General features: G+C 52.2%; 19 protein-coding genes and 1 tRNA gene. 10 read left to right on the top strand and 10 right to left on the bottom strand.

The annotated features are described in order from the left end of the window. The first annotated feature begins 160 nt into the window (after positions 1–160). Positions 161–724, top strand: a complete 564-nt coding sequence (locus ACI7RC_RS11070) for a hypothetical protein (RefSeq protein WP_408108297.1) — start codon at positions 161–163, stop codon at positions 722–724. 69 nt (positions 725–793) lie between these two features. On the opposite strand, the gene ACI7RC_RS11075 is transcribed toward ACI7RC_RS11070, so the two are convergent. From ACI7RC_RS11075 to ACI7RC_RS11105, 7 genes are all read right to left on the bottom strand, one after another. Further along, a complete protein-coding gene (locus ACI7RC_RS11075; protein ID WP_408108298.1) occupies positions 794–1,624 on the bottom strand; it encodes a prohibitin family protein in 831 nt (276 codons plus the stop codon). 113 nt (positions 1,625–1,737) lie between these two features. Continuing rightward, positions 1,738–3,021, bottom strand: coding sequence for a TRAP transporter large permease (locus ACI7RC_RS11080; protein WP_408108299.1), 1,284 nt, complete (start codon positions 3,019–3,021; stop codon positions 1,738–1,740). Next, positions 3,018–3,509, bottom strand: coding sequence for a TRAP transporter small permease (locus ACI7RC_RS11085; RefSeq protein ID WP_408108300.1), 492 nt, complete (start codon positions 3,507–3,509; stop codon positions 3,018–3,020). Before ACI7RC_RS11085 ends, ACI7RC_RS11080 begins: the two co-directional genes overlap by 4 nt. 54 nt (positions 3,510–3,563) lie before the next feature. Next, complete coding sequence (locus ACI7RC_RS11090) at positions 3,564–4,598, bottom strand: C4-dicarboxylate TRAP transporter substrate-binding protein (RefSeq protein WP_408108301.1); 1,035 nt, start codon at positions 4,596–4,598, stop codon at positions 3,564–3,566. A 39-nt stretch (positions 4,599–4,637) separates the two neighbouring features. Next, positions 4,638–5,534 (bottom strand): fumarylacetoacetate hydrolase family protein, encoded by an 897-nt coding sequence (locus ACI7RC_RS11095; protein WP_408108302.1) that lies wholly within the window; start codon positions 5,532–5,534, stop codon positions 4,638–4,640. 18 nt (positions 5,535–5,552) lie between these two features. Beyond that, positions 5,553–6,326, bottom strand: coding sequence for an SDR family NAD(P)-dependent oxidoreductase (locus ACI7RC_RS11100; RefSeq protein ID WP_408108303.1), 774 nt, complete (start codon positions 6,324–6,326; stop codon positions 5,553–5,555). A gap of 28 nt (positions 6,327–6,354) precedes the next feature. Beyond that, complete coding sequence (locus ACI7RC_RS11105) at positions 6,355–7,122, bottom strand: IclR family transcriptional regulator (RefSeq protein ID WP_408108304.1); 768 nt, start codon at positions 7,120–7,122, stop codon at positions 6,355–6,357. Between the two features lie 257 nt (positions 7,123–7,379). Between ACI7RC_RS11105 and ACI7RC_RS11110 the strand changes: the two genes are divergently transcribed. From ACI7RC_RS11110 to ACI7RC_RS11135, 6 genes are all read left to right on the top strand, one after another. Further along, positions 7,380–7,682, top strand: a complete 303-nt coding sequence (locus tag ACI7RC_RS11110) for a UxaA family hydrolase (protein ID WP_408108305.1) — start codon at positions 7,380–7,382, stop codon at positions 7,680–7,682. After that, on the top strand, positions 7,672–8,853 hold the full coding sequence (locus ACI7RC_RS11115) for a UxaA family hydrolase (RefSeq protein WP_408108306.1): 1,182 nt from the start codon (positions 7,672–7,674) through the stop codon (positions 8,851–8,853). Before ACI7RC_RS11110 ends, ACI7RC_RS11115 begins: the two co-directional genes overlap by 11 nt. A 46-nt stretch (positions 8,854–8,899) precedes the next feature. Then, the gene (gucD, locus tag ACI7RC_RS11120) at positions 8,900–10,366 is read left to right on the top strand and encodes an alpha-ketoglutaric semialdehyde dehydrogenase GucD (protein WP_408108307.1); all 1,467 of its coding nucleotides are present in this window, start codon (positions 8,900–8,902) and stop codon (positions 10,364–10,366) included. A gap of 141 nt (positions 10,367–10,507) precedes the next feature. Further along, on the top strand, positions 10,508–11,878 hold the full coding sequence (locus ACI7RC_RS11125; RefSeq protein WP_408108308.1) for a spore germination protein: 1,371 nt from the start codon (positions 10,508–10,510) through the stop codon (positions 11,876–11,878). Beyond that, entirely contained in the window at positions 11,875–12,972 is a 1,098-nt protein-coding gene (locus tag ACI7RC_RS11130; RefSeq protein ID WP_408108309.1) for a GerAB/ArcD/ProY family transporter, read from the top strand. The genes ACI7RC_RS11125 and ACI7RC_RS11130 overlap by 4 nt, the downstream gene beginning before the upstream one ends. Then, entirely contained in the window at positions 12,969–14,054 is a 1,086-nt protein-coding gene (locus ACI7RC_RS11135) for a Ger(x)C family spore germination protein (RefSeq protein ID WP_408108310.1), read from the top strand. Before ACI7RC_RS11130 ends, ACI7RC_RS11135 begins: the two co-directional genes overlap by 4 nt. Before the next feature lie 83 nt (positions 14,055–14,137). Here ACI7RC_RS11135 and ACI7RC_RS11140 read toward each other — a convergent pair whose 3' ends face one another. Then, positions 14,138–14,371, bottom strand: coding sequence for a DUF4083 family protein (locus ACI7RC_RS11140; RefSeq protein ID WP_408108311.1), 234 nt, complete (start codon positions 14,369–14,371; stop codon positions 14,138–14,140). Positions 14,372–14,853: 482 nt separating this feature from the next. Here ACI7RC_RS11140 and ACI7RC_RS11145 point away from each other — a divergent pair, with 482 nt between their 5' ends. The 3 genes from ACI7RC_RS11145 to ACI7RC_RS11155 all read left to right on the top strand — a co-directional run bounded on the left by ACI7RC_RS11145 (position 14,854) and on the right by ACI7RC_RS11155 (position 15,604). Continuing rightward, entirely contained in the window at positions 14,854–15,090 is a 237-nt protein-coding gene (locus tag ACI7RC_RS11145; RefSeq protein WP_408108312.1) for a hypothetical protein, read from the top strand. A gap of 167 nt (positions 15,091–15,257) precedes the next feature. Further along, positions 15,258–15,446 carry a hypothetical protein gene (locus tag ACI7RC_RS11150; protein ID WP_408108313.1) on the top strand — a complete coding sequence of 63 codons (189 nt, stop codon included), beginning with the start codon at positions 15,258–15,260 and terminating at the stop codon, positions 15,444–15,446. A gap of 85 nt (positions 15,447–15,531) precedes the next feature. Then, positions 15,532–15,604, top strand: a tRNA-Lys gene (locus tag ACI7RC_RS11155). Positions 15,605–15,726: 122 nt separating this feature from the next. Here the strand turns inward: ACI7RC_RS11155 and ACI7RC_RS11160 are convergent. Continuing rightward, a complete protein-coding gene (locus tag ACI7RC_RS11160; RefSeq protein WP_408108314.1) occupies positions 15,727–17,079 on the bottom strand; it encodes an APC family permease in 1,353 nt (450 codons plus the stop codon). A gap of 10 nt (positions 17,080–17,089) precedes the next feature. Then, positions 17,090–18,004 carry an acetamidase/formamidase family protein gene (locus ACI7RC_RS11165; protein WP_408108315.1) on the bottom strand — a complete coding sequence of 305 codons (915 nt, stop codon included), beginning with the start codon at positions 18,002–18,004 and terminating at the stop codon, positions 17,090–17,092. Positions 18,005–18,008 lie beyond the last annotated feature (4 nt).

The raw sequence follows: 18,008 nt of genomic DNA on the forward strand, positions 1-18,008 counted from the left end.
CATGAACAATAAACGTTCAAAGTTGCGAAAAGTATCACTTGAACACAAATTATGGCAATGTGTAATTGATCATCAGATGACGAAGGAGGGTTATATGATCAGGAAAAGTGAGAAACATTTATAAACGAATTTCGTCAAAATAGAAAGGAGTGAAAATGTGATGAAAAACTTTAAACTATTTATTTCTCTTGTTTTACTTTTGTCATTATTACTCCTATTTGGTTGCAGTAATGTCACAAAAGATAATCAAGCAGAAGATAATCAAATGAAATTCGATTTAATAGCAAGTGAAAAAACTTTGCCTTCTCACTTTCATGAAATAGCGTTTAAAAGTAAAGAAACACCTTTTTTTCAGTATTTAGTAAGAAAAGTCAATGACCAATCTGAATTTGAGGATACATGGAATTTCTATGCATTTGAAAATCAAACACCGAGCATAGACCTTAACGAGAAAGATGTTTTTTTCATTGGAGTTTATGAATCTGGAAGTTGTCCTTCCAAGATAAAACATATGAAACTAAGCTCGGACAACAAAACCATGACAGTATCCTTGACAGAACCAGACGGTGCTTGCACTTCTGATGCAACACCGAGAACATTTGTAATCCAGATTGATAAAGAAATATCCAAAGAGATAGAGAGCGTAGTTATTGTCCAAAACGGAGTGGAAACAAGCATACCGTTTGAAAACGAAAAATTTGGATCAAAGGGAAACTCCCTATAACAAACAAGAGCGAGTCTAGCGGCTGATCTCCGCCAAAACTCGCTCTCTCTTCTTTATTGCTGCCCGATATCACTGCTTATCTACATTAATAAACGGCATCGCTCCGCCCGTTACATTCGGCAGCTTGCCGTCCCAACGGCGAATCGCTTCCAGCTGCGCCTCGATCTGTCTCAGCTGGATCAATTCCGGCGTGACTTCCTGTTTCTGCAGCCGCAGCGCCTCTGCCTGGGCTTGTGCTTTGGTGATTTCCTGTTCTTTTTCAATCTTGATCCGCTCAAGATCAAGCTTCGACTTGAGGGCCTGCTGTTCGGCAATTTGCTTTGCCTCGATGGAACGGTCAAACTCTTCGCTGAATTTGAACTCTCTGATGTTGATCTCGTCAAGGAGAATATGATAGGCGGAGAGTTTTTCTTTTAACAACTCCTTCACCTTTGTGCTGACTTCAGGTCGTTTTGAGATTAATTCTTCTGCTGTGTATTGGGCCGTGACAGCTTTCAAGGCTTCAGCGATGGCTGGATCGACAATGCGCGCTGTATAGTCCATGCCGACTTCTTGGTACAGCTTATTCACGTTGTTCGCATCGAGGTGATGATTGACCGCGATCGTCGTTGCGACTGTCTGCAAATCGCGCGAAGCGGATGTTTGACTCGACTCCGATTTTTGGACCCGCACTTCCATGGGGATGACCGTCTGAGCAAACGGAATCTTAAAATGCAGCCCTTCATCAAAAACTTGAGGCTGAACGGCGCCCAATTGCAGGACGACACCCCGATGTCCGGCCTGGATGATCGTCACGGATTGAAAGATCAGCAGTCCCGCCAACAAAGCCACGATAATCGTGATGATCATCTTTACGCCGCCGGATTTCGGAGTCATTTTTGTTACATTATTTATTTCCATTTTTCCTCCCCCTTTTCTCTACCATTAGGACAGTATACTCGAAATTCCCGAACGATTCAAAACAAAAAAAACATCAACCCCTCACTACAGAAGGGTTGATGGCGTGAACTTGCTTACATCAACAGATTGGGCAGCCAGAGCGATACAGCCGGAACGTACGTAATGATCAGAAGCAGCAGAAGAAGTACGACGTAAAAGGGGAGCATTCCCTTTAAAAACTCTTCCAGCTTCACTTTGGCGATGGAACAGGTGGTAAACATCACCGTTCCAAGCGGCGGAGTCAGCGTGCCGATCGACAGGTTGAACAAAAACACCATGCCAAAGTGCACAGGATCGATTCCGTACGCTTGCGCCATGGGGATCAACAACGGCGTCAGGATAATGATCGCCACGTTCCCCTCCACGAACATGCCCAGTATCAACAAGAATACATTGACGACAATTAAAAATAAGAACGGTGAGTCGACAAAGCCGGTGATAAAACCGGTTGCCGCCTGCGGGATGCGCTCCCAGGTCAAGATCCAGCCGAACGCGGACCCGGCGGCAATGATCAGCAGCACCGAGGCAGTCGTCGACACAGATTCCCGGATGGCCAGGGTAAAATCGCGCCACTTCATCTCGCGGTAGAAGATCACGCCCAAAAACAGCGCGTACACGACAGCCACGGCTCCCGCTTCCGACGGCGTAAACATGCCGACGCGGATCCCGCCGATGATCGCCACAGGAAGCAGCAGGGCGAGGATGGCGTCCTTGGACGCACGGAACAGCTGCCCTTTCGGCATCGGGCCGGTTCGAATCGGGGCGTAGCCCTTCTTCTTGGCAATAAAATGAATCGCCACCATTAAAAACACACAGGTCAGTAATCCCGGCATAACGCCGGCCATGAACAGCTTGCCGATCGAAACGTTGCCGATGTACCCGTATAAAATCATCCCGATCCCCGGCGGTATCAGCGGCGTGATTTGCGCGGCAGAGGCGATGACGGCTGCAGCAAAGCCGGGAGAATAATTCCGCTTGACCATCTCCGGGTACAAGATCTTCGTTTGCATCGCCGCATCGGCGATATTGGAGCCGGACAATCCGCCCATCAGCGTAGCCAGCACGACATTCACCTGGGCCAGCCCGCCAGGCAGCCGTCCGGTTATCAGTTCGGCAAATTTGGCCAGCCGCTGTGTGATCCCGGTGTAGTTCATCATCGCCCCCGCGACGATAAAGAACGGCACGGCCAACAGCGGGATCGATTCGATGCCGCCGATCAGGCGCTGAACCAGGACCATTGGCTCAATGCTTTGGGCCAGCAAAAAGTAGACCAATACACTGGCGATCATCGAGACGGCAATGGGGATATTGGCCAGAAACAGCGCAAATAGTGTGATGACCGATACGGCGATACTCATTGTTCAACGCCTCTTCCTTTGTCAATTTTTCTCTTCGCTGCCCAGCGGAGCAGCATATGGACAGCAGCCAGTGCGCCTCCGATGGGGACGGCGATGTCGATAAAGGTATAAGGAAGACGCAGGATGGCCGTCAGCTTGTCCCAGGCGTGCACCGACAGTTGAAATCCGAGATAGACAAAGACGACAAGGAACGTGATAAAGGTGACGGCGGCGCGGAAATACGCGAAAAAGGTCTGGAGTCCCTGCGGCATTCGGGCCACAAAGAAATCGATGCTGATGTGCTCGTCCCGCTTGGTAACCGTACTCGTTCCGATAAAGGTAAACCAGACAAACAAGGCCAGACTTATTTCTTCGGTCCACTTCAGCGGGCTTCCGATGACGAAGCGCATGAATACGCCCAAGACCGTGACCCCGATAATCGCCAAGATCGTAAGGGATGCCAGGACGTCATCCGTTTGCCAAAACCATCCCTTCCTTTTATCCCCCATGTACATGACTCCCTTCCTGCCTGGTCCGCCAGCCGGCGGCAGCGGCTTCTCCGATTATTTTCCCTCTTGGATGATCTTCTCCACCTTCTCATGCAAGCCGGGACTCCATTCGCTGAACTCGCTGTAGACAGGTTTGACCGCTTCGCGGAAGGCAGCCTGATCCACCTCTGTGACCGTGACGCCGTTTGCCTTCAGGTCGTCCAGCGTCTTCTGGTCGTTTTCCGCCACTTTCTTGTTCAGGAACTCGCCCGCTTCATCCGCCGACTCTTCGAGCATCGCCAGGACCTCGGGCGGCAGCGTATCGATATACTTCTGTCCCGCCACCCACTGGATCAGCATTTTCATGTGTCCGGTGAGCGACACGAACTTGGCGTTTTCATACACCTTGGAGCCGTAGATGACGGGCAGCGGGTTCTCCATTCCGTCGATTACGCCCTGGGCTACAGCCGGATATACGTCTCCGAGCGGCATCGGCGTCGGGGTTGCTCCCATCTTCTCGATCGCCGCGATCTGCAGCTTGTTGTTCGGGACGCGAATCTTCATCCCGGCCAGGTCTGCCGGCGTCTTTACCTCTTTCTTTGCGATCAGATGGCGTTCTCCGTAAATCCAGTTTGTCGAAACGATGTGCAGCCCTTTGCCCTGCAGCTCTTTGTCCAGGCCGGTAAACCAATCGCTTTTGGTAAGCCGGAGCAGCTGATCGAAATCTTCAGTCAGATAAGGCGCGGAAATGATGCCGATATCGGGTGCGTAGTCAGCCAAAAAGCTGGCGTCGGCGATCTGAACCACGTTTCCTCCCAGCTTCCCCTGCTCTATTACGTCCGTCTTTGAACCCAGAGCGGAACTCGGGTACAGCTCCAGCTTCAGCTTGCCGCCGCTCTTTTCCTCGGCGATCCGTTTCCACTCATTGGCAGCCAGATCGATCGGCTCACCCGGTTGGTTTTCGTAGGAGACCTTCACCACATAGGTCGTGTCCTTCTCCTGATTTGTTCCGCCGGAAGCAGCCTGCTGGCCGCCGCCTCCCCCGCATGCCCCAAGCAGCAGGGCAGCACTGGCACATAATGCGATAAACACGCTTTGCTTTTTCTTCATTCTTCGGTCCCCCTTTTTTTTCTTTTCTTTTCTACCTCTTCATTTCCTCATCACGTTGGTCAGGCGTCCCAGCCCCTCGATCTCAATCTCGACTACATCACCGTCCTTCAGCCACACCTGCTTGTCCTTCGGGTACCCGAGAATCACGCCCTCCGGAGTGCCGGTGAGAATCAGGTCGCCCGGCATCAAGGTCATGTACTGGGAAATGTAGTGAACGATTTCATCGCAGGGGAAGATCATGTCGGCCGTGTTGGAATGCTGCCGGACCTCGCCATTGACGATCGACTTGATCTCCAAGTCGTTGGGATTGCCTACCTCGTCGGCAGTCACCAGCCAAGGACCGATCGGACTGAATCCGTCGCAGCTTTTTCCCAGCAGCCACTGGCTGGTCCTCACCTGCAGGTCGCGCGCCGAGATGTCGTTCGCATTGCAATAGCCAGCGACGTACGACAGGGCCTGTTCCCTGCTGACGCGCCTCGCTTGTTTGCCGATGACGATCGCCAACTCCGCCTCGTAGTCTACCTGCCCGGACTCGGGGAGCAGTTCAATCTCATCGCCATGGGCAGCCAGCGAATTGGCAAACTTGTTGAACAGCACGGGGTACTCTGGCACAGGCATGTTGGATTCTTCCGCGTGTTTCTTGTAGTTCAACCCGACGCAGATGATTTTGCCAGGCTCCGGTACGCACGGTCCAAGCTTCAGCTCCGATTCGTCCAGGAACAGCTCCGCTTCCCCTTCCTGCTCCATGCGGCGGACATGGGCAGACAAGGCCGCAGACGCCGCGTCTCCCCCCTGCAAAAACTGTCCGACCGTTTGGGGAAGGTCCGCTGTTTCCGCTCCGTGCCGCTGGGCCGAAGCGGTTACGTCCAGGACGCCCCGATCTGTTTTCACTCCCAGTCTTTGTTCTTCTTCCAGATAAAAGCTGAGCAGTTTCATAGTCAATTCCTCCGTTTCTTATGCCATTTTGCCAAACACGACGCCTCCGTCGATGTACAGCGGCGCCCCCATCATGAAGCGCGACTCGTCTGAGGCGAGGAACAAGGCAGCCTTCGCTACGTCTTCGGGCCGGCCCAGCTCGCCGCTGAGCTGCCGTTTCTTGATCGTGGACAGCGCTTCCTCGGGGTCGTCGTACGACGATTTTAAATAGTTCTCCACAAACGGCGTCAAAATCGTTCCCGGCAGCAGCGCATTTACCCGAATGTTGTACGGCGCGTAATCCACCTGCATGGATTTGGTCAAGGCCAGCACGGCCCCTTTGGTGGCCGAGTAGACGGCCCGCCTCATCAACCCGATTTCCGCGATGCAGGAGGACATATTGATAATGCAGCCTGCCTTTCGCTCCATCATGTGGGGCAAGATGTGCTTGCTCGGCAGAAAGACACCTTTCAGATTGACGGCCACGACTCTGTCCCACAGCTCTTCGCTGGTTTCATGGATGGCTCCCACGCCGGAGATCCCCGCGTTATTGAACAGAACATCGATGTGACCGCAGGATTGGATCGCTTTTTGCACCATGTCCGCCACTTCTGTTTCGGACGTGACGTCCGCCGGCAAAAAAATGGCTTTGCCGCCGGCGCGGCAGATCTCCTCCGCCGTTTCTGAACCGCTCTTGTGGCTGACGTCGTTGACCACGACCGTCGCCCCCTCACTGGCGAACAGGAGTGCGGTGCTTTTCCCGATGCCGGAACCGGCACCGGTGATCAAGGCAACTTTTTCCTTTAGTCTCATGAAAACCGCCTCATTTCCTTTTGGATTATCATGGGGAAAAAACGTGGCCGGCACGCCTTGAGAGCCGTTTGCCCAAATCGACGATTTCTTCCCTAGCCAGATCCGCCTTTTCCTTCCAAGCATTTTCCAGCATGGTAAAACTGACGGAAGCAATCATTTGGCCTTCATGGTTGTACACCGGAGCCGCGATGCAAAAAAATCCGGTGACGGCCTCCTGCTGTTCGCTCCCATAGCCTGCTGCCCTCATCGCCTGCAGCTGCGCCCACAACTGGTCCACATCGCCAACCGTATAGGGAGTCCTCGGCTCCAGATCGTACTCGGGATAGAGCGCTTTCAATTCGGGATAATCGAGGGCGGAAAGCTGCACCTTCCCCATGGCCGTCGCATAAGCTGGGAACCTCATGCCGGCATCTGTGGCAACCCGCAGCGGGCCGGGGCTCTCTTCCTTGGCCAGATAGATGATATCCCGCCCATTCCGCACGGAAAGCTGCAGGGTTTCCTGCACCTGCCGCACCGAAGCCGGAGCCTCGGCATAAAACGCTTGCAAAATGTGGAACTGGCGAAAATAAGCCGCGGACAATGCACCAATGGTCGGGCCAAGCGAATAGGTACTGTCTTTTTCCTTCACCACAAAGCCCAGCGACTCCAGCGTATGCAAGAGGGAGAACATCGAGCTTTTGTTGATGGAGAGAGCGTGGGCCAAGTCGATCAGCTTCATCTGGGACGGCTCCGACGCAAGCAGCTGAAGGATGTCGTTTGCCCGCTCCAACGCAGGTACCCAGTATTTCTTTTCCATGATCAACAGCGCCTTTCGTAACCAAGACTGTTGGTTTAGCATAATAAACCAGGTTTACTATTTTGAATACCCACATCTTACCACAGCATTTTTCCACAAAGCAACGGGTTCTTTCAAAAAAATAGTTGTATTCAAAAAACTATTGCAAATCGCGCTTTTCCTGAACTATCATAAGGGTGCTTGTTCTTATCCGATATTGTTTAACATTGTTCTGCATTATAAAACAAAATGCTCTGTATCAGAAAAGGAGGGGCCTCATGACTTATCGCGCCATCTTGATGCAGCCGAGCGACAACGTGGCAACCGCGCTTGAATCCATCCCGGAAGGATCCGTCGTAACCGTCGCATGCCAGGATGTTCAGCACAGCGTTACGCTCTTGGAAGCCATTGAATTCGGACACAAGTTTGCCGTCCGCCCCATTCGCGGCGGCGAGGACATCGTCAAGTACGGAGAAGTCATCGGCGTAGCCGTACGCGATATCCCCCCTGGCCAGCACGTACATGTGCACAACCTGGAGGGGAAACGCGGGAGAGGAGACAAGATCAGCCATGAATCATGAATCGAAGCAAACGCCCGTATTTTGGGGCTATCGCCGTCCTGATGGGCGCGTCGGCGTTCGCAACCACGTCCTGATTTTGCCCACGATCACTTGCGCGACACAGGCAGCCCGGCAGATTACCGAATTGGTCAGCGGAACGGTTTCCTTTATTCACCAGCACGGCTGTGCACAAGTAGGGGTCGATTTTGAGCAAACCTTCCGCACCTATGTCGGAATGGGTGCCAATCCCAATGTGTACGGCGTCGTCGTCCTCGGCCTCGGCTGTGAAACCCATCAGGCCCGCAGTGTTGCCGGGGAAATCGCCAAAACGGGCAAACCGGTGGAGGTCGTCTCCATTCAGGATCACGGCGGCACCCTTATGGCCATCGCGCAAGGAGCGAAAATCGCCGCGCAAATGGTGCAGGACGCTTCCCTCGTGCGGCGCGAGCCCTGCGATCTTGCCGAATTGATCGTCGGTACGGAATGCGGCGGTTCAGACGCCTGTTCCGGCCTGTCCGCCAATCCGGCTGTCGGCGTCGTCAGCGACATGATCGTGGACGGCGGCGGAACGTCCATTCTGGCGGAGACGACGGAGTTGATCGGGGCGGAGCATTTGCTCGCCAACCGGGCCGTGGACGACAAGGTGGCCAAGCGCGTCTATGAAGTAATTCACGCCATGGAACAACGCTCGATTATGATGGGCGTGGATATCCGCACAGGCAACCCCAGTCCCGGCAACATCCGCGGCGGCCTCAGCTCCCTGGAAGAAAAATCGCTCGGCGCAGCCAACAAGGCAGGCACCCGCCCGCTGCAGGAACTGATCAACTACGCAGAGCGGCCTGCCCAAAAAGGGCTGGTCTGGATGGATACGCCGGGCCACGACATCGAACAGCTTACCGGGATGGTTGCCGGCGGGGCCCAGGTGGTCCTGTTCACCACCGGCCGCGGAACGCCGACCGGCTCGCCGATCGCCCCCGTCATCAAAATCGCCACGAACACAGCCATCTTTGAAAAGATGGGCGACAATATCGATCTGAATGCAGGCACGATCATCGAAGGTAAGGAATCGCTCCAATCGGTGGGCCAGCGACTGTTCGACGAGATGCTGCAGGTGTGTTCCGGCAAGCTGACCAAGGCAGAGATCCTGAAACAGCACGACTTCGGGATTTGGCGGATCGGCCCCACTTTCTAAACCGGCTGCAAGGACCGGATCATAATTTTTGCGAGGAGGATGAATGATGAGGACAGATACAGCAGCCAAAACCTATCTCAACTACATTGGCGGGGAATGGTCTCCCTCCCCGTCCAATCAGGTGGATGCCAGCATCAATCCAGCCAACCGCCACGAGGTGGTCGGATACGTGCAAAAATCGACCGCAGAAGATTTGAACCGGGCCGTAGAGGCCGCCCGGTCGGCCCAGTCCGCCTGGCGAAAGCTGTCTGGCCCGGCACGGGGCGAATACCTCTACAAACTGGCGAACGCACTGGAGCGGCGTTTGGACGAAATTGCCGAAACGATGACCCGGGAAATGGGCAAAACGCTGCCTGAGGCAAAGGGCGAGACTGCACGGGGTGTAGCCATCCTTCGCTACTATGCCGGCGAAGGTATGCGCAGAGTCGGCGAGGTGATTCCCTCCACCGACAGCGAAGCGCTGATGTTTACCAGCCGGGTGCCGCTCGGCGTGGTCGGTGTCATCACGCCGTGGAATTTTCCCGTCGCCATCCCGATCTGGAAAATCGCTCCGGCGATCGTCTATGGAAATACCGTCGTATTCAAGCCGGCCCAGGAGACTGCCGTCACGGCGGCCAAATTGATGGAATGCGCAGCCGAAGCCGGACTGCCCGCGGGAGTCGTCAACATGGTCACAGGTCCGGGCTCTGTCATCGGAACAGGCATCGTGAACCACCCCGGCATTGCCGGGATCACCTTTACCGGTTCTGATGAGGTGGGCAAGCAGGTAGGACAGGGAGCTTTTGCCCGCGGCGCCAAATACCAGCTGGAGATGGGCGGCAAAAATCCGGTGATCGTCGCTGCCGATGCCGACCTCGATCTGGCCGTGGAAGCAACCGTCAGCGGCGGCCTGCGCTCTACCGGACAAAAATGCACGGCCACCAGCCGGGTGATCGTGCAGCGGGCGGTATACGACGCCTTCAAGGAAAAACTGCTTTCCCGGGTTCGTTCCCTGCCAATCGGAGACGGGCTCTCCCCTGATACCTGGATGGGACCGTGTGCGAGCGAACGGCAGATGCAGACCGTGCTCGGCTACATCGAGAAAGGGCAGGCCGAAGGAGCGTCCCTCTTGTACGGCGGCAAACGGTTGGACACTCCCGGCCTGGCAGATGGCTTTTATGTAGAGCCGGCGATCTTTGAGCAGGTAACCCCGGACATGACGATTGCCCAGGAGGAGATTTTCGGCCCGGTGCTGGCCCTGATACCGGCGGACACCATCGAAGAGGCGCTCGCGATCGCCAACGATTCCCGCTTCGGCCTCAGCGCCTCCATCTTCACGCGCGACATCGGCCATATGCTATCCTTCATCCGTGAGATGGACGCCGGACTCATCCGCATCAACGCCGAAAGCGCCGGCGTAGAACTGCAGGCTCCGTTCGGCGGCATGAAACAGTCAAGCTCCCACTCCCGTGAACAGGGACAGGCGGCGATTGAATTTTTCACCGCAATCAAGACCGTATTTGTAAAAGGCTGAAAGAACCCGTCAGGAACTTCCTGACGGGTTCTTTCATGGGCATTTTTTTACCTCAGACTCCTCCCTGCTGCCAACCGTTTAAGGCCGTCTGATTTCGGTGACAATGGATACAAGTCCCGGAAAAACCGAGGAGGGAATAGGATGGCACACCTGCTTCTGGAGGATCTGCGAAACGAGCTGAAGTCAGATGATGTAAAACACCAGCGCTTGACCTCAAACGAAGTCGCTGCCGACCTCCTGTATATCAATACCCTTTGCGACGATACGCTGATCCAACAGGTCATTATATCACCCTTTTTTCACGCCAGGAATGAAGAAGAGTTTCGGCATATCTTGATGTCGAACCCTCACTATACTCCGTTTGCTGAAAACACAAACCTGAAAACCCTGAAGGATCAGCTTTTCCAGGGGCAAGTCATCGTCCAGGCAGGAGGTTGGCTATGCCTTTTCAACGCCAAGAATATCATCACAAAAACACCCGATGATGTAAAAGTGGAGACTACGGTTCTCGGTCCGCAAAAAGGCCTTAGCGAGGACTTGCAAACCAGCATCAATCTCATTCGGAACCGGTACCACAATCCTAGCTTGCACGTAGATCTCCGCAAGATCGGAAACCGGACCCAGACGCCTTTTGCGCTTTTATACGATCAAGGATTGGTCGATCCTGACCTCTTGCACGAAGTCAACCAAAGGCTGTCCAAGGTAAATCTTGATGTGGTTCAATCGGTTGGACAAGTGGCGAGACACCTGTCCGAACGAGGGAACATCCTCTTTCCAACCATTATGACGACCGACAGACAAGACCGCATCGTCCTGAATTTATCCCAGGGAAAAATCATTCTGTTCCTGCATGGAACGTCCTTTGCCTTGATTGTTCCTACGGTATTCTTCGACTTTTACTCTGCCATGGACGACCTTTACCAACCGTATTTGGTGGGCAAGTTTCTGTTATTCCTGCGGTATATCGGGCTGTTTTTTTCCATTGTTCTGCCGGGCGTTTACGTAGCAAGCGTCTCCTATAATCCGGAGGTTTTTCGCGTGCAGCTGGCATTCTCGATTGCCGGCAGCAGAACTGCCGTTCCCTACCCGTCTTATCTTGAAGTATTGTTCATGCTTATCATGATGGAACTTCTCACCGAGGCAAGCTTGCGGCTGCCCAAAGCGATCGGTCAGACCGCTGCAACGGTTGGAGGACTCATACTGGGAGAGGCGGCCACTCAAGCCGGACTGGTCTCGAGTATCATGATTATCCTGATTGCCGGAGTCGCCATCTCCAATTTTGTCATTCCCATCAACACCATGGGTTTTGCCATGCGGGTTGTGAAGTATTTGATTTTACTGCTCGCCACGTTTTACGGGCTGCTTGGCGTAGTCGGCGGCTTTCTGTTTCTGATTGGCTACCTGACCCACTTAAGAAGCATGGGACAACCCTTCTTTAAGATGTTTCGGCAAGTAGAATCCTCATCCGACACGAAAGGAAAGGCAACGAATCGTAAGGTGGCTAGTAAATGAGCCGTTACTTTCACTACCTTGTCTTGATCAATATGATCGTCAATATCGTGGTATTTGTTCCGAAAATCATGCTCAATCATCGTTTCAACGGGGCAGTGATGTCGATTCCGCTGGGCAGCATCATCGGAACGACTCTCCTGATCGTGTTCACAAAAGGGATGATGAAGTTTCCTGGCAAGGATCTATCCCAGATTCTGCAGGAAAGAACCCCCAAGTGGGTTCGGATCCCCCTCCTCCTTTTCCTGATTTTGTTGTTTTTCTGGGCAGGCTGTGTTACCTTAACCGCTTTTACCTCCATTTCGAAGCGGTACTTAATGCCGGAATCTTCCACTGCCTTTATTCTCGTCTTATTTCTCGCTATCGTCGGCTGGCTGGCAAGACAGAACACGAAAAGCGTACTGTTTTTTACCGAAATCACTTTTCTCATCAATTTGCCGTTTATTGTCTTTATCATCTTGAAGGCTTACGCCAATCCGTATCTGAATTGGGATGCCATAAAAGAGGTTGGCACCCACGTATTGGAGTTTCCCAACTGGACCCTGCTCGGAACCTCCAGCTACGTCTTCTCCGGCTACGCCAATCTCGTCCTGTTTCATCGCGTGTTTCAAGAACAGTTTCGTGTCCGTTTTCTCTGGCTGATCCCGATTGCCGGTTTTCTCACCTTATGTACGACTTTTTTTGTCCCGATCGGTTTTGCCGGCACCTATGCCGTGTCTGATTTTGTGTATCCCTGGTTTGCGACAGCAGATTATATGCGGATGGAGTACGGATTCATCGAAAGGGTGCTGTATCCCTTCCTGATCCTCTACATCTCGATTGCATTCGTAAGCTGCATCATCCACTGGCATGTGGCCCTGTTTCTGACCCTCAGCTTCTTTCGAAACAATGCCGGTTCTCAGCGGAGGGTATGGTGGGTCAAATGGCGGCCTTGGCTGGTCCTTGCCGTCTTTGCCGGCGCCACTTATCTGTACGATTATCTGTTTGATATCAATCAGTTTTACAAACTTGCCTTACGCTGGATGGATATACGATTGGCGTCAGAGTTATTCATGGCTGTATTCATTGTTTATCTGGCAAGGAGACGGAAAACATGAAAAAGATGATCTTCTTTGTGCTGGTGCTCTGTTTGTCCGTAAGCGGATGCAGTTTTAAGGATATCGACAAGCGTTTTTTTGTTGTCGCCATCGGAGTGGACAAAGGAAAAAAGCAAAAATTCCTGGTGACCCTAAAATTGGCGATCCCCGCTCCCTTGGGGACCAAATCCGGCGAAAACGAATCCGTGATGATCCGGCAAGAGATGAATTCCATTTCGGAAGCAATCCGCCTGTTGAAGACCGAAGTAGACAAAGAGTTGGATTTTGGCCATGCGAAGGTGATTCTTTTTGGCGAGGGTCTGGCCAAGCAGGATATGACAGAAGCGCTAGATTGGTTTGTTCGCCGAAGGGACATACAAGGAATTGCCTGGGTGTCCATCGCCAGTCCGAGCGCCGAGAAGATCATTCAAATCCAGCCAAAGTGGGAAAGATTCGCCTCCAATGCCCTGTACTTGTCCTTTGGTCAGTCAGGCGTAGAGTCGTCTTACATTATTACTGAGTTTCTGTATGATTTTTACGCCAGATATCATGAAAAGGGACTAAGCGCTTACCTCCCTGTCATTAAAGCAAGGGAAGACCACTACGTCATAAATCAAGCATCCATCTTTCGCAATAAAAAGGTAAAGCTGGAGCTCTCCAAGGAGGAAACACAACTTCTCAACGTAACGATGCGATCCTTCAACAAATTTGATCTGAAGGTGAAGACAAAACAGGGGGAGTTGTATATATCAGTGGAAGGAGTCAGCAATCGTTATACGATCGATACAACAAGCAGCCCTCCGACCATACATTTCAACGTTGAGCTGAACGGCATCCTGGAAGAGGAGGTTCACAAGATAGGTGCTGCTGAAAAAATAAAAAAATACGAAGCGATCGCTGCACAAGAGTATGCAAAAAAGCTGAAGGCTTTCCTCCAAAAGCTCCAAAAAGCAAATGTCGACCCGTACGGCTTTGGCTTGCGGTACCGCGCGACCCATTTCAACAATAAAAACGAGTGGGCAGAGTGGGAAAAAATATATCCCCGGGCTCAATTTAAAGTGGACGTCAAAGTGAAAATTGCCGCCACGGGACTTGTTGAGTAAAACAGGGAACGGCAAGGCGGCTTGGTAGATGGCACATAAAAGGGTATGGCGTTCTCGCCGGGATCGCCATACCCTTTTTCAGGCTAAAATTCGCTGCGCTTATTTTCTTTCATCTGCTTCTCCATCAGGCTGATCAATCGATCCAGCTTCTCACCTTGCTCTTTATCATGCTGATTTTTCGTTTTCATGAACTTTACGAAACGAAACAGTACATACAAGATGAATCCATAAAACACCAGTGTCAGCAGCATTGGAATGAAGGCAAATCCTAATCCGATTCCAATTCCAGGTTCATGAATGGCAGAAAAATCCAACAAACGAAAATTCCCCCTCTATTTCAAATTCAACTTGGAAATAATTCCCTTGCATGATTTTACCACTAATTCCCCTACCCGACCAGCGAAAGCCGCTTTGCCTTCTTTGCATGAAAACCGCTTTGAAATCCGCCGACTTGTTCCATTTTTCCCTCCATTTTTTTTCTGCCAAAATATCAGATAACCTGCTTCTCTCTCAAGGAAAATGGTATAATATAACAAATCATCTGTTAAGAGATGAAGTTCATTTTCTCACTCCCTTCGACCGCATCTTAAGACAGATTCAAGTGGAACATCGAGAAGTGAAAGTCGAAAAGAAAGTGGAGGACGACGAAGAAGGGGACGACAAAGACAAAAAACGCCAAGAAGGCATCCAAACGGTGATATTCGTCAAGTGAATGATGAATGTTGCATGAAGACCGAAGTGATTTTCACGCAATGACGACACCATAACTGGGTCCTGTAAGAATCGATGTGATGAAGAGGTGGCTGCCTTGGATCATTTCCTGAAATGGGTTGGTTGCGTAATTATCAGTTTCTTTTTTTGTTTTGGGCTGTATTTTGCCGGTATTATGATCGGTCTCGTCATCGCGTTTTCACTGATTATCGGCACCCTTCTGTTTCTTGTCGGTTTTCTCTATTCGGAAATGCAAGGGCTGCATGCCGCAATCAAAATGCTTGAAGACAAATTAGACGATATGAAGAATTCCCCAAAAGAATGAAGCAAGGATCATTCGCTGTCGTGATAAAGGATCTCGAATTTGGAGGTTGGTTGGCGAAAGAAATTAATTTGTGCTTAGCAACATATCGTGTCCTAATTCTCCCATCAGTCGTATAATTTGGAAAGGATCTGATGTTGGAAAATTCCGAATGAGAGGTGAACGCTGCAGTGAGCAAATTATTTGATACATGGGTCGGAGCCGTCGCACTGGAGATGGCGTTATTGGGGGCCGCCCTGATCTTTTCCGATAATATGAAGTTTGTCATCTTTATGGTCACCTTCATTGCAGCGACCCTGATCGTTGGCGCAACCTATTTGCTTCTGAAAAAAGAGTCATCCTCCAAGACGGATATGTAACCGAAACAAAGTGTTTTTTTCCAAGAGTTACATGCTCCATCACTTTAGAATCATGATAAAATAATCATGTTAATAAATGAGTAACGGGGTATTAGCTCAGTTGGCAGAGCAGTTGACTCTTAATCATCAGGTCGCAGGTTCGAGGCCTGCATACCCCATTGTTCGATATACGAAAGTAAAGCGCAGGGCAAAAGGCTCCTGCGCTTTTTTTGTTTTCGAACGCTGGAAGAAAACGGGCGCCGACCGCAGCCGACACCCTTCGAAGTTCGCTGTCTTTTCCTTATTCCAGCACAACCGTCCTCTTCGAAATTTTCAAAAAGAGATAATAGACTACCCCAATTCCCAGCCAGATGAAGCCGAGTTCCTTCGACATCGCATCGAGGCTGTACCAGACATAGCCGATGATGAGAAAGCCGATCAACGGCAGCAGCAGGTGTTTGACCACATTGCCCGATTTGTTGCGCAGGAAGTAATGGTTAAACACCGAAACGTGCAGCAGCAGAAATGCAGTCAACGCCCCGAAGTTGACCAGCGAGGTAAGCGCCGCCAGCTGGTTCATGAAAAACAGGCCGACCAACAGCGAGATGACCGCAACCAGCACCGTGCTGAGGTAAGGCGTTTTAAACCGGGGATGAACCTTGGCGAGGAAAGCCGGCAGGTTCTTGTCCCGCCCCATGCTGTACAAGATCCGCGAAATAGCGGCTTGTGCGGCAAGCGCGTTGGCCAAGCCCCAGGAGATGACCGTGGCGAGAATGCAGAGGTTTTTCAGCCAAGGGCCGCCGGCAAGCTCGGCGATCTGGTAGAAAGCGACATCGGCGTTTTCAAAACTGGTGAAATCAGGCCAGATCATCGCGGCGATCCAGGTTTGCACGATGAACAGTCCGCCAACCCCGAACAAAGCGATGATGGCCGCCTTGCCCACGGTGTTGACGCCGCCTTTCGTTTCCTCCGCCAGCGTGCTGATTCCGTCAAATCCCAGGAAACTGAGCACCGCGATGGAAACCGCCCCCATCACCAGCGGCATGCTGAAATGGTTGGCGTCATAAATCGGTTTAAGCGAGAATCCTCCCCCTACTCCGTTAATCAACGCCGTCAAGCCAACGATGATAAACAACAAGAGAACGATGAGTTCAAAGGCGAGAACGATCATGTTTGCTTTTGCCGTAAATTCGATGCCCCTGATATTGATCAAGGTATTCACTGCGATAAAGACAATCAGCCAGACCCAAACCGGAACCGAGGGTACCAGCTCCCCCAATGCCGAAGCGGAGACGAGGTACAAAAGGGACGGCACCAAGATATAGTCAAGCAGCAGCACCCAGCCGGCAAAGAAGCCGACAGTGGGATTGATCCCCCGCTGCGCGTACGAATACACCGAACCGGCGATCGGAAATGCCTCCGACATGCGGGCATAGCTGAGCGCGGTAAAAATCATTCCGACCATCCCGATCAGATAGGTAAGGGCGACCATTCCCCCGGAGCCCTGCGCCACTGATCCGTAAATGCCGAACGGAGCGATCGGAACCATGAAAATCATGCCGTAGACGACCAGGTCGCGCAGCGTCAGCGACCGCTGCAGCTCCTGCTTGTATCCAAAAGTAGAAACGGTTTCTTGTTTTGTTTGTGCTTCCATGTTGTTCACCCTACTTTACAAGATAAATATCAGCGTCAAATCCGGCTGCTTTGGCAAAAGTGAGCGGCAGCTCCATACGTGCTGTCTTGAGCGGATCGACAATCTGGCATACGCGCAAATCGCCGGCGGCAGACAGCAGGAAGGTAGCTTCTTCTTTTGCTATCTGCAGTTCTTCGTGCAGGAAGCAGACCATGTTGACAACGGCGCGGTCTGCGGCTGCGTCCAGCTCCTTTTCGGAAGCGAGCGTCATGAGGTGATCTTTGTTTACCGCCATCGGCAGCGGCCATTTCTTCCCTTTGATTACCTCAAGCGTTACCGTCACTTCTCCGGCCACTTCTACGCCGCAGACAGCCACTTCCCCATCCCCCATGGCGGCATGCAAATCGCCAAGGGCAAACAGCGCTCCCGGCACGTTGACCGGCAAAAACAGCGTCGTGCCTTCCCGGTTCTGTTTGCAATCGAGATTGCCGCCGTGGTCGCCGGGCGTACCGCAGGAGATTGCTTCGCCCGCCGGTGCTGTACCGATCACGCCGATCATCGGATTGATCGGGACTTTCAGGTTTTCGGCGAGCACCGCGCAGCCGTTTTCCACCGGCACCATCCGAATGGTGTTCTGCGTAAAATCAAAGCCCATCACGCCCAGATTGGGACCGGTAACCATGACGCCTTGGCTGGCGATGTTGATTTTTTCAATCTTGACGGCAAGGATATCGCCCGGTTCGGCTCCTTCCACATAGACGGGGCCGGTCGCCGGATTGATCCGGTTCCAATCCAGTTCGCCAAACTCCATATCGGCGGATGTAATCTGGTCTTCAAAGCAATCGCAGGTTTCAAACACCACCCGGCTGCCTGATGTAACGCGCAAGGCTGGTTCGTTTTCCGGCGACATCGCGTAAATGAGATGCTCTTTGCTGATCCGATTCATCTTT

Origin of the sequence: Brevibacillus sp. B_LB10_24 (genome assembly GCF_046036945.1) — a bacterium.
In the GTDB taxonomy this organism is placed as follows: Bacteria; Bacillota; Bacilli; order Brevibacillales; family Brevibacillaceae; genus Brevibacillus_C.